Raw genomic sequence first — 14,728 nt, forward strand, 5'->3', positions numbered from 1 at the left:
TTTATTAATCCACAGTAGCTCAGTGGTAGAGCTATCGGCTGTTAACCGATCGGTCGTAGGTTCGAGTCCTACCTGTGGAGCCATGGCCCCTTGGTCAAGCGGTTAAGACACCGCCCTTTCACGGCGGTAACACGGGTTCGAGTCCCGTAGGGGTCATTTTATGGAGAATTAGCTCAGCTGGGAGAGCATCTGCCTTACAAGCAGAGGGTCGGCGGTTCGAACCCGTCATTCTCCACCATTTTTGAATTACATATCGGAGGGGTAGCGAAGTGGCTAAACGCGGCGGACTGTAAATCCGCTCCTTCGGGTTCGGCAGTTCGAATCTGCCCCCCTCCACCATCTTATTGGGCTATAGCCAAGCGGTAAGGCAACGGACTTTGACTCCGTCACTCGCTGGTTCGAATCCAGCTAGCCCAGCCATAAGAGCCATTAGCTCAGTTGGTAGAGCATCTGACTTTTAATCAGAGGGTCAGAGGTTCGAATCCTCTATGGCTCACTCATTGATCCTATCTTCGGATAGGGTCTTTTTTTGGTTCTCTGTCAAACATGAAATTATTTATACATCAGTCCGATTTATTATAGAACCCTTTTTTTGTTGCTTCTATACTTTTAACGGTGGGTGAGTTATTTACTCACCATTGTTTTGAATACTACAAAAGCGTACTAAGTAACAAAGTTTTGTCACTTAGCATGTTATATCTTCACCAACCGACGTTGCCCCCTTTTTATACAGCCAATTTCTCAAAAAATATTTAATGTATAAACATTGTATATTTTATACGTTACTAAAATGAATGAACACGAAAACATAGATATTCATTCAAAAAATGTCATATCAATAATTTTAAGCACACTTCCGCTATTTGACACACACTTGCGAATACAAAATGAAAGCTATATGATGATTTTAAGGCTTTAACACACGTGTGAGGGGAAAAGCGTGTCTTAATCTAAAATCACAAAGGGGTTATACATATGAATAAAACTATTGAAATTATTGGTGCACCTACAACATTTGGACAAAAAAAGCTAGGGGTTAATTTTGGACCTGATGCGATTCGCTATGCAGGGGCAGTGGAAAGGCTCAAAAGAATTGGGCACCGCGTCATTGACAGCGGAAATGTGCAAACACCAGAAATTGATTTAGAAAAATTTCACGCCCAACAAGAAGGTTTACAAAACTATGATGAAATTTTAGCATTTTCAAATGATTTAAAGGATAAAGTCTCAGATAGTATTAAAAATCAACATTTTCCGGTTATTTTAGGCGGTGATCATTCATTAGCGATTGGTTCTATTTCTGGAGTGAGTCAGCATTATAAAAATCTAGGAATTATTTGGTATGATGCACATGGGGATTTAAATTTACCTGAAGAATCTCCTTCAGGAAACGTTCATGGAATGCCTTTGCGTGTGCTTGCCGGTGAAGGTGAGGAGGCGCTTGTTCATTTAGGAGGGTTTGCACCTAAAGTAAAACCAGAAAATATTGTCTTAATTGGGATGCGCGATTTGGATTATGGGGAGCGCGCTTATATTAAGAAACATCAAATTAAAACGTATACGATGACAGAAATCGATGAGATGGGTATTAAAAAGGTAATTCAAGAGACGATAGAATATCTGAAAGAACGTACAGATGGCATCCATTTGTCGTTAGATGTTGATGCATTAGATCCTGAAGAAACACCAGGAACAGGCACAAAAGTACTCGGGGGACTCACTTATCGTGAAAGTCATTTTGCATTGGAACAATTGCAAAAATCAGGGTTGGTTACTTCTATGGATTTAGTAGAGGTAAACCCTTTGTTGGATATAGGAAATAAAACTGCAGAGCAAGCTGTTGCATTATTAGGTTCATTCTTTGGTGAGAGTTTACTCTAATAATTTAACGTATTCAACCTATTAGACGTTTAACCGTTTAATAGGTGTTTTTTTATGTAAGAAAATGAATAGAACATTATTTTCATATATGACAGTGGCCGCAATGCTTGCTATAATATGGATTATGGGAATAGATTACCGGAGGAGATGCTATGCAAATTTCTAACCTCTTTCAAAATTTAAGTACGCTTGAGGTCATTACAGGCATTCTAGATTTATTAATTGTATGGTATGTCATCTATCTCCTTATAACCGTATTTAAAGGAACTAAAGCAATTCAATTGTTAAAAGGGATTTTATTTATACTGGTAGGTAAAGGGATTAGTGAATATTTACAGTTAACAACGACTTCAAGACTTTTTGACTTAGTGATGCAATGGGGCTTTCTAGCCATTATTGTTATTTTTCAACCTGAGATTAGACGTGCGTTAGAACAACTTGGAAGAGGGAGTTTGTTCAAACGTTATGCGATGACATCTTCAGTTGAAGTACCTAAACTCGTTGAATCGGTGTCAAAAGCAGTCCAGTATATGGCTAAACGTCGTATTGGAGCTTTAATTGTCTTTGAAAAAGAGACAGGGTTACAAGATTACATAGAGACTGGCATTCCGATGCATTCTGATATTTCACAAGAACTACTCACAAACGTCTTTATTCCTAATACGCCATTACATGATGGGGCGATGATTATTCAAGGTGACAAAATTGCTACGGCTGCAAGTTACTTGCCTTTATCAGATAGTCCTAAAATTGCGAAAAGTTTAGGAACGAGACATCGTGCGGCTGTGGGTATTTCTGAAGTTTCTGATGCATTTACAGTTGTTGTCTCTGAAGAAACGGGCTCCATCTCCGTGACATTTGATGGTAAATTACGTAAAGATATTTCTGTTGAAGCTTTTGAAGAGTTGCTCACTGAACATTGGTTCGGATCACATTTTTCTAAGAAGGGCGTGAATTAAATGTTTGAATCAAAATGGGGACTGAGATTTTTTGCATTTATTCTCGCACTGTTGCTCTTTTTATCAGTGAATAATGTATTCGGCGAATCTTTTAGCACAGATACTATATCAAATGATGGCAATAAAACTATCAAAAACGTGCCTGTCGAAGTCATTAACAACAATAAAAATTTATATGTTTCAGGAGCGCCCGATAGTGTAGATGTAGAGTTGAGTGGACCTCAGTCTAAAATTTTACAAGCTCAAAAAGTAGAAGACTATAAGGTGACGCTCGATGTATCTGATGCAAAGACAGGGGACCAAACGGTGGACTTTCAAGTGAGAGGATTAGATAAAGATATCAATTATCGTGTCTATCCTAAAGAGGCAAATCTTTCTATAGAGAAAAAAGAAAGTAGAACAGTTACAGTTGAACCGAATACAAGCCCTTATGCTGTCGATGCCAATTATATGATTAAGGAAGAATCTGTCTCACCACGAACTGTAAAAGTAGTAGGAGGCAAAGAACAACTTGATCGGATTGCGTTTGCAAAAGCAAGCTATACAAATGATGTAGGTATTTCCGAAAAGACGACCGCGCAAGCGAAAGTGGCAGTGTTTGATAAAAATATGAATAAACTTGATGTTCAAGTTGTACCCGCTTCAGTTGATTTGAGCGTGGATGTGGAACCTTATCATAAAAAAGTAAAAGTTAAAGTAACACGTAAAGGCAATCCTCAAGAAGGCACCTCTATTTCGGATGTCAGTCTAGATAAAGAGACCATTGATATTTATGGCAATCGAAATGATTTAGAAGATATTGACGAAATTACCGGTCAGGTGGATGTCAATAACGTTTCAGAAACGACAAAGAGGGAAGTTAAATTAGACTTACCACAAGGCGTAACTTATTCAAAACCATCAGCAGTGGAAGCGAATATTAAAGTAAATTAATGATGAGATATAAAGGAGAAATGAATTATGGGTAAATACTTTGGTACAGACGGTGTAAGAGGCGTTGCAAACCAAGAATTAACTCCAGAACTTGCATTTAAACTTGGGCGTTATGGTGGCTACGTCCTTGCACATAATCAACATAAAGACCACCCACGTGTATTAGTCGGAAAAGATACGCGTGTTTCAGGTGAAATGTTAGAACATGCGTTAATTGCAGGTCTTGTATCGATTGGTGCAGAAGTAATGCGATTAGGCGTCATTTCAACACCAGGTGTCGCATATTTAACAAGAGAGATGGAAGCTGAATTAGGTGTGATGATTTCAGCCTCTCACAATCCTGTGGCGGATAACGGCATTAAGTTTTTTGGGTCTGACGGATTTAAGCTTTCAGATGATCAAGAGAATGAAATAGAACAACTGTTGGATCAAGAGCATCCAGACTTACCACGTCCAACTGGAAATCAAATTGTCCATACCTCTGATTACTTTGAAGGGGCTCAAAAATATTTAAGCTATTTGAAATCGACAGTTGATGTCAACTTAGAAGGCCTCAAAATTGCACTAGATGGTGCACATGGCTCTACAGCTTCTTTAGCGCCATTCTTATTTGGTGATTTAGAAGCGGATACTGTGACAATTGGATGTAATCCAGATGGTTACAATATTAATGATGGTGTGGGTTCGACGCATCCTGAAACATTGGCAAAAACAGTTGTCGAATCAGAAGCTGATTTTGGTTTAGCTTTTGATGGTGATGGAGATCGTCTCATCGCAGTTGACGAACAAGGTCATATTGTTGACGGGGATCAAATCATGTTTATCATTGGTCAAGAAATGGCGAAAAATCGTGAATTAAATGACAATATGATTGTTTCAACAGTTATGAGTAATCTCGGTTTTTATAAAGCATTAGAGCGTGAAGGCATTGCTTCTAACAAAACAAAAGTGGGAGATCGCTATGTCGTAGAAGAAATGCGTCGTGGAAACTATAATCTAGGTGGAGAGCAATCAGGTCATATCGTCATGATGGATTATAATACTACTGGTGATGGTCTTTTAACAGGGACTCAATTAGCTGCAGTTGTGAAACGCTCAGGTAAAAAATTAAGTGAGCTAGCCGCCCAAATGCAAAAATATCCACAGTCACTAGTCAATGTACGTGTAACAGATAAACATGGTGTGGAGGACAACCAAGATGTCCAAGCGATCATGCGCGATGTTGAAGAAGAGATGAATGGCGAAGGACGTATTTTAGTACGACCTTCAGGTACTGAACCATTAGTGCGTGTGATGGTTGAAGCAAAAACTGATGAAGATGCAGAACGTTTTGCACAAACAATCGCAAACGTCGTAGAAGAAAAAATGGGATTATAATATAAAAGCAGTGAGCGTGTATAGTGCTCACTGCTTTTTCTTTATCCGTTTTTAATTATAAAGCATGATAGGCTGATTCAATTTCTTGAGCGAGTGTTTTATTCACTTCGGCATGCTGCATCAAAAATGTTTGCATGCCTTCTTCTTGTAATCGCTTGTTTTTCTCAGTGGTTTCAGCATCATTCTGATCTGTATAATGTAATGCATACGCTGCTAGTTGTGTTAAAGCTGTATACGGTTCGTTTTTAGCGTTTAAAGCTTTCAATGGTTTCATAATGCGATCATTTGGGCCTAATTTACGAAGAACTCCACGGCCTACACGTGTAATATCATCAGATAAATAAGGATTTTGATAGCGTTCAATGATCGTCTCTCTATATGTTTTCATTGTGTCATTATCAAAATCAAACTGTGTAGTAATATAGTTACTTGTTTCTTCAAGTACGCGTTCTAAACCTTTAAAAATCGACGTGTCGTTAATGGCTTCTAAAATCGTTGAATGATGAAAATATTGACCCGCATAAGCAAGATAAGCATGACCAGTATTCACAGTGAGTAATTTTCGTTCAATATAAGGCGTTAAAGCTTCAACGTATTTAACCCCTTGAAATTTTTGACCATACCAAGTGTCCGCTTCGATAACCCATTCATAAAATGGTTCAACTGTCACATCAAGTATATTTTCATTATGTTGAATTGGCACAATGCGGTCTACAGCTGCATTAGAAAAATGGATGTGTGTTTCAAATGGGCCAACTTCTGCTTCTAATGCACTTTGGAGTTGATCTGTCGCATTAATCGCATTTTCACAAGCGACGACATTGACGGCAGTTTGACGTCTTTTTAACACGGGAGCCAGTGACTTAGCAATCATCGGTAAAATATTCACACCAACAGCAGTTGTAATTAAATCTGCTTCTAAAATAGCGTCCTCTAATGCATTTGCATCTTCAGTTGAATGTAAAGCAGTGACCTGCGTTACATTATTTTTCGTTTGTGCTTCATTCGCAAGGGTGACGGTATAGGATTGTTCTTGTTTTAAGGCTTGTACGATATCGCTATTGACATCTGCAAATGTCACCTCATATCCATTGTCTGCTAATATAAAGCCAATGAAACCTCGGCCAATATTTCCTGCGCCAAAATGTAAAGCTTTCATTATGCATCCGCCTCCTCAAAGACACGTCGAATCGTAGCACCATCTTTTGCATGAATAATTTTTTCAACGTTTTCTTCTTCACTAAAAGCAATCGCAATTTGAGAAAGGAGGTCAAGATGTTCGCCATCTTTACCTGCGATGCCAATAACAACTTTCACTTCTTCGCCATTCCAATCCAAACCGTCAGGAATTTGAATTAAAGATAAGCCCGAAGTGAGGACTTCATTTTTAGCCTCATCAGTTCCGTGAGGGATCGCAAGGGCATTTCCCATAAAAGTAGAAACCAATTGTTCACGCGCTTTCATAGCTTGAATATAGCTTTCAGTGACAACCCCACTTTGAACTAACAGTTGGCCTGCTTTTTCAATTGCCTCCTCTTGTGTTGAAATGACTTGGTTTAATAAAATGTTTTCATCTTTTAATAAATTTTCCATGTATAACACTCCTTATAAATTTTGAATAAATTTAAAAACTTCTGACTGCACAAGTTGCTCAACAGTTGAATGAGAGGGTTGAGCATTCTGCCAATCATCGAGGTGATGTGTAAATGTGCTATAAATCTCGCTGACAAGGGGTCTCAGATGTGTGGGATGAGGCAAAAATGCACATAATAAGAGGTAAACCTCGGTATGTTGCATCATGACTGGTTTTTCTAGATGTACCATTGCGAGAAAAGGTCGTTCTATTCGTTCGTCAATGAGATGCGGTATCGCAATGGGATAGGGTGATAAATCAAATGATTGTTTTGCATGTCGCGCTATCAACAATTGGGCAAAAGCAGAAACCTCGTTTGATTTAATGACTTGTTTTGAGGCCAACAGGTTTGCGAGTTGATGTTCCCAGCTTTTACCGTTTTTTAACGTGTGTGACTCAAAATTTTCTGCGATGTCTAGACTGTAGTGCATAATCTCTAGCTTGTGGCGAATTACATTTTGTGAGGTGTGAGACGTTGCGTGAGCATATTGCACAGGCTTTTTCATCTCTGTATTAAATTGATCATGTAAAAACGCTGATGTTTGTGCTAATTCATGTTCAGGGAGTAACGGATTGACCGTGAGATAAGGTTCAGGAATATCTAATTCGACAGTCGAAATAATTGCATCGAATGTCTCGAGTGGTAATGTCTTTAAGTCGCTCACTGAAGCTTGTTTAATCTCATCAATCATCGGAAAACTTTCTGTTAAACGGTTGGCCAATATCCGACTTGTCCCAACTCCGCTACTACAAACGACTAAGACATGCTTAGTTTGTTTAATCGTTTGGATGGCGCCTCCAAAATGTAAAACGAGAAAAGCAATCTCATGCACTGGAAAAGTGATGGAAGGCCAAATCGTTTTAACGGCTTTTGTGACAGCTTCAAATATTAATGAATAGCTTGATTGAATCCGTTCTGTCATTGGATTATGTGTTTCTATTCGATATTGAATCCGGTTTAATGCGGGTTTGATATGAAGGGATAATCCCTCAATTAATTCTTTACGATTTGAAAATTCAATTTGCATGGACTGTTCCACCGCATCGACCAATTGTTGAATCGAAGCAGTCGTGCCCATGACGAAAGCAGATTCTTTTTCATGTTTTCTTTTCGCACTTTGTAGGTGTATTGCGATAAAACTCGTCTCTGCTTCATCGAGTGTGATTGAATAAATGTGCGATAAACGTTCGGCAATACTTTCAGCTACTTCGTATTCCAAAGTTTGTTGCACATCTGACATCACACTCATATCAATCGATACAAATTGTTTGTGCTTCATGCGTTCTACACTTAACGCGATATGAACAATGAGCCCTAAATAGCTTGATTCCGTTAAGGTATAAGGTAGGGCATCTAAGTCATCCATTAAGACACGCTCAATTTGGAAAATCTCTTTCATATCCATGAGCGGTAAACGTTCGTGTGTTAACGATTGAAAAACGAAATGGTTTTCGATGACGGAGTAAACACTTAGGCTATCGAGCCGTTCCATCATGAGTTGGCTTAAAAGCTCACGTTTATGCATCTCGCTTCCATGAATAGCAATGCCTACGCCACGTGTTCGCTCGAGTTGTATATTGAATTGGTTCAAATCTTTTTCTAAGGCGTCTAAAACTTTACTTAATTGTTGTAAAGACGTTCCGATTTCACTGGCTAATCCCCATTGTTTGAGTGGTTCTGAAGATTGAATTAAGGCATAAAGTAAAATTACTTTCTGTTCTTCGAGCGTGAGGTCCATAGGGGCATCGTTATTTAAAATATGTTTTAACTTTTTTTGTCCTGTCTCACTTGTTTTAATAAAAACCCCTTTGTTTTTTTGACGAATGAGTTCTGTATCTAAAGTTGCTAAACTTTTTTCTAAAGATTTAAGTTCGCGATGAATCGTTCTTGAAGATACGGCCAAATGCTGTGCCATGTCATAAATTCGGATTGGGACATTTTGATTTTTAAGTAATATTTCTAAAATTTGGCGTTCTCTCATATTGAAATACATGATGTCTCACACTCCCTTTAGATTTGGACATCAATTTATTATGTCGTTATGATTGTGATTTAATATTTTGAATCAATTCTTCATATCTTGGTGAATTTAAGAAATTATCTACGGAAATATGAATCGCATTAGGGACTTGTTTTATTGCACGGTCAGTTAATTTTTTTTGAGTAATGACCAGTTGTGCATTGTCCGGTAGTTGATTGATAGCTTTATTCGTAACATCAACATTTTCTATTCCTGCTTTTTGGAATTTTTTTCGAAGCATACTTGCGCCCATGGCACTAGATCCCATACCGGCATCACAAGCAAAAATAATGTGTTGGACATGGTCATAACGATGCGCCGCAACGTTTTCCGTATCGTAACGATCTAGTAAAGCGTCAGGATCTTCATCAGATGCAACTTCAGGTTGAGTTTGTTGTGTTGCCTGTGTTTGTTCCTCTTTATCTTCTTGATCAATAAATGTTTGACGTACGCGAGAAGGTTTCCCTTTTGTCGCTTCCATTTTTGCTGTTGCAGCTGCCAAACTTGTTTTAGGGTCTTTCGTAAATTTCAAAATCAATGAAGCAATGACGAAAGTGACAAGTGTAGATAATAAAACGCCTAAAATCATAACTAAATAGTGGCCCTTAGGTGTTACCGCAAAATAAGCTAAAATTGAGCCTGGTGACGCAGGACCTGTTAACCCAAATTGGAATAAACTAAATGTAGCGACCCCTGTCATGCCCCCAGCAATGGTTGCAATAATAAGCAGTGGACGTGCTAATACATACGGAAAATAAATTTCGTGAATGCCGCCGATAAAGTGAATAAATGCAGCACCATAGGACGTTGCTTTTTCTGTGCCTTTACCAAATAACATGTAGGCGAGTAAAATGCCTAAACCTGGACCAGGATTAGATTCTAATGTGTATAAAATCGAACGACCGGCAGTACTTACTTGCTCAGTCGCAAGAGGTGTGAGTACCCCATGGTTAATGGCGTTATTTAAGAAAAGGACTTTACCAGGTTCAATCAATAAACTTACAAGTGGTAATAAGTGCATTGAAACGAGAAAATCAACGCCTGCACCGAGTAATTTCATGAGTCCTTCAACAATCGGCGCAAGCAGTTTATAACCTAAAATGGTCATAAAGAAGGCTAGAAACCCTGCTGAGAAGTTGTTAAATAACATTTCAAGCCCATTCGGTGTGCGTGGTTGTAAAAATTGGTCTACTTTTTTCATGAGCCAACCGGCTAATGGTCCCATCACCATTGCGCCGATAAGCATAGGTGTATCAGGAAATGCAGCAATGACACCCATGGTAGCTGTAGCACCGACTATACCTCCACGGATATCGTGAACGAGGCGTCCACCACTGAAGGCAATCAGTAATGGAATGAGATATTTAATCATAGGATCAACCATTGTGGCTAAATCTTTGTTAGGTAACCAACCGTCAGGAATAAATAATGCAGTAATCAGTCCCCAAGCAATAAAGGCACCAATATTTGGCATGATCATACTGCTTAAAAAAGAGCCAAATGCTTGAACGCCTCTTTGCACACGCTCTTTCATTGGTTTTTGTTCTGTGTGTTGTGACATATGACAACCCCCTTAATCGATAAAGTAAGTAACTTACTTCTTCATCGTAAGCGCTGTCATTATCGTCAGCAATGCAAACTAAATTCGGGTTTGTCACTTTGAGAATGACAAATCACAATTAACGTCGTTTTTATAGGGATTATATTTTTAGAAGAATGCGTTGAGTGAGAGAACGCGATTAATTCAAAAATAAAATTTCGCGGGGAGAGGAGGTTTAATAAAAGCAATCTACATCAAAAATGATATTCATATGCCCGAAGATTTAATATTGAAGTCAATTCATTTGATACAAATGTGTAACAATTTCAAATAAATTTTGTGTGAACGCACGAATAATTATTTGCAATATGTAAAGATGAAAGTGTAAAATAAGTTATATTGTTTTGAAAGGAGGATAGAGGGTACATCAATAAAAGCGCCAGCACAAGTGAGTGATACAACCATACTCTATATTTTAAAACAGAAAATATATGAGGGTTATTGATGTCGCTTGTAGACGAGGAGGATAGTGATCGAACTTTTTCGGCGGATGCTATCCCGGATGTGGCTCATTCGTTAGCTTATTAATTAAATCAGCAAGGTGACTTGTTGGACAAAGTTAATAAGATCGCCAACATAAAAAATAGAGATGAAAAGCGATGCTTAACTGCTCGAAAGGTGAGTCTCTCCATTAAAACAGAATGGGGACCTGATCAAAAGAGTGTTCAAAGCACCGTTATTTCAATGTGGAGGAAAAAATTATGTGCGGAATTGTAGGTTATATTGGTACACAAAATGCAAAAGAAATTTTATTACGTGGACTTGAAAAGTTAGAATATCGTGGTTATGACTCAGCAGGTATTGCGACACGCGATGAACAAGGTGTGACTGTTATTAAAGCGCAAGGTAGAATTGCTGAATTACGTAAAGAAGCTGAAAAAGCAGGTGACGGTTCAACAGGTATTGGACATACACGCTGGGCAACACACGGTGTCCCTAGTTATGAAAACTCACATCCACATCAATCATCAAGTGAACGTTTTACGTTAGTTCATAATGGTGTAATTGAAAACTATGAGGAATTAAAACAAGAATACATTCCTCATGTGGAATTGAAATCAGAAACAGATACAGAAGTTATTGTACAATTAGTTGAACATTTTTCAGAAGAAGGCTTATCTACAGAAGAAGCTTTTACTAAAGTAATTAGTTTATTACACGGTTCTTATGCACTCGGTTTATTAGATTGTGAAGATGAGAGCACAATTTACGTAGCGAAAAACAAATCTCCATTATTAGTTGGTATTGGGGATGACTTTAATGTTATTGCCTCTGATGCATTAGCGATGATTCAAGTCACAAGTGAATATAAAGAATTAAAAGACCAAGAAATCGTACTTGTGAAACGTGACAGCGTTGTGATTAAAGATTTGAACGGACAAGTGATTGAACGTGAAAGCTATACAGCTGAAATCGATGCATCTGACGCTGAAAAAGGCATTTATAGTCACTACATGTTAAAAGAAATTCACGAACAACCTGCTGTTATGCGTCGTATCATTCAAGAGTATGAAGATGAGTCAGGGAATCTAAAAATTGATCCTGAAATTGTGAAAGATGTGAGTTCAGCCGACCGTATTTATATTATTGCGGCAGGGACAAGTTACCATGCGGGTCTTGTAGGTAAAGAATTTCTCGAAAAATGGGCGGGCGTGCCTACGGAAGTTCATGTAGCTTCTGAGTTTGTTTATAACACGCCATTACTTTCTAAAAACCCATTATTTATCTACATCTCTCAATCTGGAGAAACTGCAGATAGTCGTGCAGTACTTGTTGAAACAACAAAATTAGGACACAAGTCTTTAACAATTACGAACGTAGCGGGTTCTACTTTATCTCGTGAAGCGGACCACACATTATTGTTACATGCAGGACCTGAAATTGCCGTTGCATCAACGAAAGCGTATACGGCGCAAATTGCTGTATTATCTATCCTTTCTCAAGTTGTGGCTAAAGAACATGGCCGTGAAACGAACATTGATTTATTGCCTGAATTAGCGAAAGTGACAGCTGCAATTGAAACTATCGTGGACGATGCACCAAAAATGGAACAAATTGCGACAGATTTCTTAGAAACAACACGCAATGCCTTTTTCATTGGTCGTACAATTGACTTCAATGTCAGCCTTGAAGGTGCACTTAAGTTAAAAGAAATTTCATATATTCAAGCAGAAGGATTTGCAGGCGGTGAATTAAAACACGGCACAATCGCATTAATTGAAGAAGGTACACCTGTCATTGCCCTTGCGACACAAGAAGGGGTTAACCTTTCTATTCGTGGTAACGTAAAAGAAGTTGTTGCACGTGGTGCCAACCCATGTATCATTTCAATGGAAGGACTAGAAAAAGAAGGGGATACGTATGTTATTCCTCATGTACATGAATTATTAACGCCACTCGTTTCAGTCGTTACATTACAATTAATTTCTTATTATGCAGCATTACACCGTGATTTAGATGTGGATAAACCACGAAACCTTGCTAAATCAGTGACTGTAGAATAATTCTTAAATAAAGCTTAAAGACGGCGATTTGCCGTCTTTTTTGTATGCAAAAATAGCCGATTTTGGTACGATGAGTGTAATATGTAAAAAGGTGTGGTGGCCATGTTAATTTCATTGAAGAATGTCTCAAAAACGATAGAGGGACGGGAAATACTAAAAGATATCAATTGGCAAGTCAATAAAGGCGAGCATTGGCTAGTGTATGGCTTAAATGGTGCCGGCAAAACAACATTATTAAATATTGTAAATGCTTATGAGTTTGCTACAACCGGAGAAGTGGTATTGTTTGGACATCGCCCAGGTGAAATAGGCTATTCGGCGCAAGATGTGAGAGCACAAATGGGCTACATTTCATGTGAGCTTTCTGGGAAATTTCAACCTGAAGAGACCGTCAGGGATGTGGTATTAAGCGGTTTTCGTCAAACGATAGGTTTATATCATACACCGGCACAAGAGGAAATCAATCGGGCAAAAGATGTGCTTGAACAGTTAAATATAGCCGAATTTGAATCTCAATGCTTAGGTAAGTTATCTTCAGGTGAGCAACAACGCGTTTTGTTAGCACGTGCGATTATTAACCGACCTAAAGTTTTGGTGTTAGATGAACCTACAAATGGCTTAGACTTTGTAGGACGTGAACAATTTATAGATACATTAAAACGCATGTATTATCACTATCCTGAAACAGCTTTAATTTATGTCACGCACTTTATTGAAGAAATTTCAAGTGATGTTAACCAGGCGCTATTGTTAAAAGAGGGCTCCATTCATGCCAAAGGTGAAATAGAAGATGTACTCAATGGACACCACCTTTCTAAGTTATTTAATATGCCTGTTAAAGTCTATCATCACCATCATCGATACCAAATCGTGCGTTTGTAATGAGCATTGATTCATGAAGATAAACATGAAACAATATAGAAGAAAGTATTGTGGAAAGGAAAAGGATTATGAAAAACGTGAAAGCAATTTTTTTAGATATGGATGGGACATTACTGCATGAAAATAACCGTGCATCAGAAAACACTGCGTCAGTGATTACAAAACTACGAAACAAAGGTTACCGAGTGTTTCTAGCGACGGGAAGAGCTTATGAAGAAATTCATTTACTTATTCCAAAGGATCTTGAATTTGATGGAATCATCTCTTCCAATGGAACTTTAGGACATATTCATGAGCAAGTGTTGTTTGAGCATGATTTAAGTGTCACAGCGGTCGAAACAATTGTAGAACAGGCTCAAAAGTCAGGTATTTATTATGAGGTTTTTCCGTTTACAGAATCTCGTTTTGCGCTCACTAAAGATCAATCTTGGATTTTAGAACTTGTAAAAGGAGAAAAACCAAATCAAGTCGCCGAGAGTGAATGGTTGTCTCGTCATGAAGCGATAAAGGAAAAACTGACATGGCGACACGATATTCCGGATGACTTAGGCTATTCAAAAATGTACTTGTTTCACCCCGATTTAAATAAAATTGAAGCTTTTCGTAATGCCATGCATGAGCAAAGTGAAACATTAAAAATTGAAGTGTCTAATTCAACACAAAATAATGTAGAAACGATGAAATATGGCATTAATAAAGGCACTGGGATACAAGAAATGTGTCAACATTTCGATATTGACCTCTCTGAAACACTTGTGATGGGAGATAGTGATAATGACCGTACGATGTTTGAAGTAGGTGCAGTGACTGTAGCCATGAAAAATGCTAAGCCCCATATTAAAGCATTAACTGAATATGAAACAGAAGATGATAATAATGAAGACGGTGCAGCAAAGTTTTTAGAAAAACACTTGCTTACATAAAATAACAAGCTCATA

Annotated in this window: 11 protein-coding genes and 6 tRNA genes; 13 read left to right on the top strand and 4 right to left on the bottom strand. The window is 38.2% G+C overall.

Translation table 11 applies throughout. The features are described from left to right. Window positions 1–8 precede the first annotated feature (8 nt). The 10 genes from G8Y84_RS09530 to glmM all read left to right on the top strand — a co-directional run bounded on the left by G8Y84_RS09530 (window position 9) and on the right by glmM (window position 5,150). Window positions 9–83, top strand: a tRNA-Asn gene (locus tag G8Y84_RS09530). 1 nt (window position 84) lies between these two features. Then, window positions 85–156: transfer RNA gene (locus G8Y84_RS09535), tRNA-Glu, on the top strand. 6 nt (window positions 157–162) lie between these two features. Further along, window positions 163–238 (top strand) — tRNA-Val (locus tag G8Y84_RS09540). A 17-nt stretch (window positions 239–255) separates the two neighbouring features. Continuing rightward, a tRNA-Tyr gene (locus tag G8Y84_RS09545) sits at window positions 256–339 on the top strand. A gap of 6 nt (window positions 340–345) precedes the next feature. Continuing rightward, a tRNA-Gln gene (locus G8Y84_RS09550) sits at window positions 346–420 on the top strand. Between the two features lie 3 nt (window positions 421–423). After that, window positions 424–496, top strand: a tRNA-Lys gene (locus G8Y84_RS09555). A 479-nt stretch (window positions 497–975) separates the two neighbouring features. Beyond that, window positions 976–1,881, top strand: coding sequence for an arginase (gene rocF, locus G8Y84_RS09560; RefSeq protein ID WP_037576502.1), 906 nt, complete (start codon window positions 976–978; stop codon window positions 1,879–1,881). A 152-nt stretch (window positions 1,882–2,033) separates the two neighbouring features. After that, complete coding sequence (gene cdaA, locus G8Y84_RS09565; protein ID WP_037576505.1) at window positions 2,034–2,840, top strand: diadenylate cyclase CdaA; 807 nt, start codon at window positions 2,034–2,036, stop codon at window positions 2,838–2,840. Beyond that, entirely contained in the window at window positions 2,841–3,773 is a 933-nt protein-coding gene (locus tag G8Y84_RS09570) for a CdaR family protein (RefSeq protein WP_037576508.1), read from the top strand. Between the two features lie 27 nt (window positions 3,774–3,800). Then, window positions 3,801–5,150: a phosphoglucosamine mutase gene (gene glmM, locus G8Y84_RS09575; protein ID WP_037576510.1), complete on the top strand. Its 1,350-nt coding sequence runs from the start codon at window positions 3,801–3,803 to the stop codon at window positions 5,148–5,150. Window positions 5,151–5,205: 55 nt separating this feature from the next. Here glmM and G8Y84_RS09580 read toward each other — a convergent pair whose 3' ends face one another. Genes G8Y84_RS09580 through G8Y84_RS09595 form a run of 4 tightly spaced genes read right to left on the bottom strand, consistent with a single transcriptional unit; the run spans window position 5,206 to window position 10,365 of the window. Next, window positions 5,206–6,309, bottom strand: coding sequence for a mannitol-1-phosphate 5-dehydrogenase (locus G8Y84_RS09580; protein WP_165806325.1), 1,104 nt, complete (start codon window positions 6,307–6,309; stop codon window positions 5,206–5,208). Continuing rightward, window positions 6,309–6,743: a PTS mannitol transporter subunit IIA gene (locus G8Y84_RS09585; protein ID WP_105965782.1), complete on the bottom strand. Its 435-nt coding sequence runs from the start codon at window positions 6,741–6,743 to the stop codon at window positions 6,309–6,311. The genes G8Y84_RS09580 and G8Y84_RS09585 overlap by 1 nt, the downstream gene beginning before the upstream one ends. Before the next feature lie 12 nt (window positions 6,744–6,755). Continuing rightward, complete coding sequence (locus G8Y84_RS09590; RefSeq protein WP_105965781.1) at window positions 6,756–8,777, bottom strand: BglG family transcription antiterminator; 2,022 nt, start codon at window positions 8,775–8,777, stop codon at window positions 6,756–6,758. A 46-nt stretch (window positions 8,778–8,823) separates the two neighbouring features. Further along, window positions 8,824–10,365: a PTS mannitol transporter subunit IIBC gene (locus G8Y84_RS09595; protein ID WP_107366634.1), complete on the bottom strand. Its 1,542-nt coding sequence runs from the start codon at window positions 10,363–10,365 to the stop codon at window positions 8,824–8,826. Window positions 10,366–11,105: 740 nt separating this feature from the next. On the opposite strand from G8Y84_RS09595, the gene glmS reads away from it, so the two are divergent. From glmS to G8Y84_RS09610, 3 genes are all read left to right on the top strand, one after another. After that, window positions 11,106–12,908, top strand: a complete 1,803-nt coding sequence (gene glmS, locus G8Y84_RS09600) for a glutamine--fructose-6-phosphate transaminase (isomerizing) (protein WP_107366635.1) — start codon at window positions 11,106–11,108, stop codon at window positions 12,906–12,908. Between the two features lie 102 nt (window positions 12,909–13,010). Next, window positions 13,011–13,790, top strand: coding sequence for an ABC transporter ATP-binding protein (locus G8Y84_RS09605; RefSeq protein WP_165806326.1), 780 nt, complete (start codon window positions 13,011–13,013; stop codon window positions 13,788–13,790). Window positions 13,791–13,858: 68 nt separating this feature from the next. Then, the gene (locus G8Y84_RS09610) at window positions 13,859–14,713 is read left to right on the top strand and encodes a Cof-type HAD-IIB family hydrolase (RefSeq protein ID WP_037576516.1); all 855 of its coding nucleotides are present in this window, start codon (window positions 13,859–13,861) and stop codon (window positions 14,711–14,713) included. Window positions 14,714–14,728 lie beyond the last annotated feature (15 nt).

It is taken from the genome of Staphylococcus sp. 11511212 (assembly GCF_011394755.1).
In the GTDB taxonomy this organism is placed as follows: domain Bacteria; phylum Bacillota; class Bacilli; order Staphylococcales; family Staphylococcaceae; genus Staphylococcus; species Staphylococcus chromogenes.

Coding starts and splice junctions, on each gene's coding strand:
- rocF (WP_037576502.1), top strand. CDS start 976: ATGAATAAAACTATTGAAATTATTGGTGCACCTACAACATTTGGACAA.
- cdaA (WP_037576505.1), top strand. CDS start 2,034: ATGCAAATTTCTAACCTCTTTCAAAATTTAAGTACGCTTGAGGTCATT.
- G8Y84_RS09570 (WP_037576508.1), top strand. CDS start 2,841: ATGTTTGAATCAAAATGGGGACTGAGATTTTTTGCATTTATTCTCGCA.
- glmM (WP_037576510.1), top strand. CDS start 3,801: ATGGGTAAATACTTTGGTACAGACGGTGTAAGAGGCGTTGCAAACCAA.
- G8Y84_RS09580 (WP_165806325.1), bottom strand. CDS start 6,309: ATGAAAGCTTTACATTTTGGCGCAGGAAATATTGGCCGAGGTTTCATT.
- G8Y84_RS09585 (WP_105965782.1), bottom strand. CDS start 6,743: ATGGAAAATTTATTAAAAGATGAAAACATTTTATTAAACCAAGTCATT.
- G8Y84_RS09590 (WP_105965781.1), bottom strand. CDS start 8,777: ATGTATTTCAATATGAGAGAACGCCAAATTTTAGAAATATTACTTAAA.
- G8Y84_RS09595 (WP_107366634.1), bottom strand. CDS start 10,365: ATGTCACAACACACAGAACAAAAACCAATGAAAGAGCGTGTGCAAAGA.
- glmS (WP_107366635.1), top strand. CDS start 11,106: ATGTGCGGAATTGTAGGTTATATTGGTACACAAAATGCAAAAGAAATT.
- G8Y84_RS09605 (WP_165806326.1), top strand. CDS start 13,011: ATGTTAATTTCATTGAAGAATGTCTCAAAAACGATAGAGGGACGGGAA.
- G8Y84_RS09610 (WP_037576516.1), top strand. CDS start 13,859: ATGAAAAACGTGAAAGCAATTTTTTTAGATATGGATGGGACATTACTG.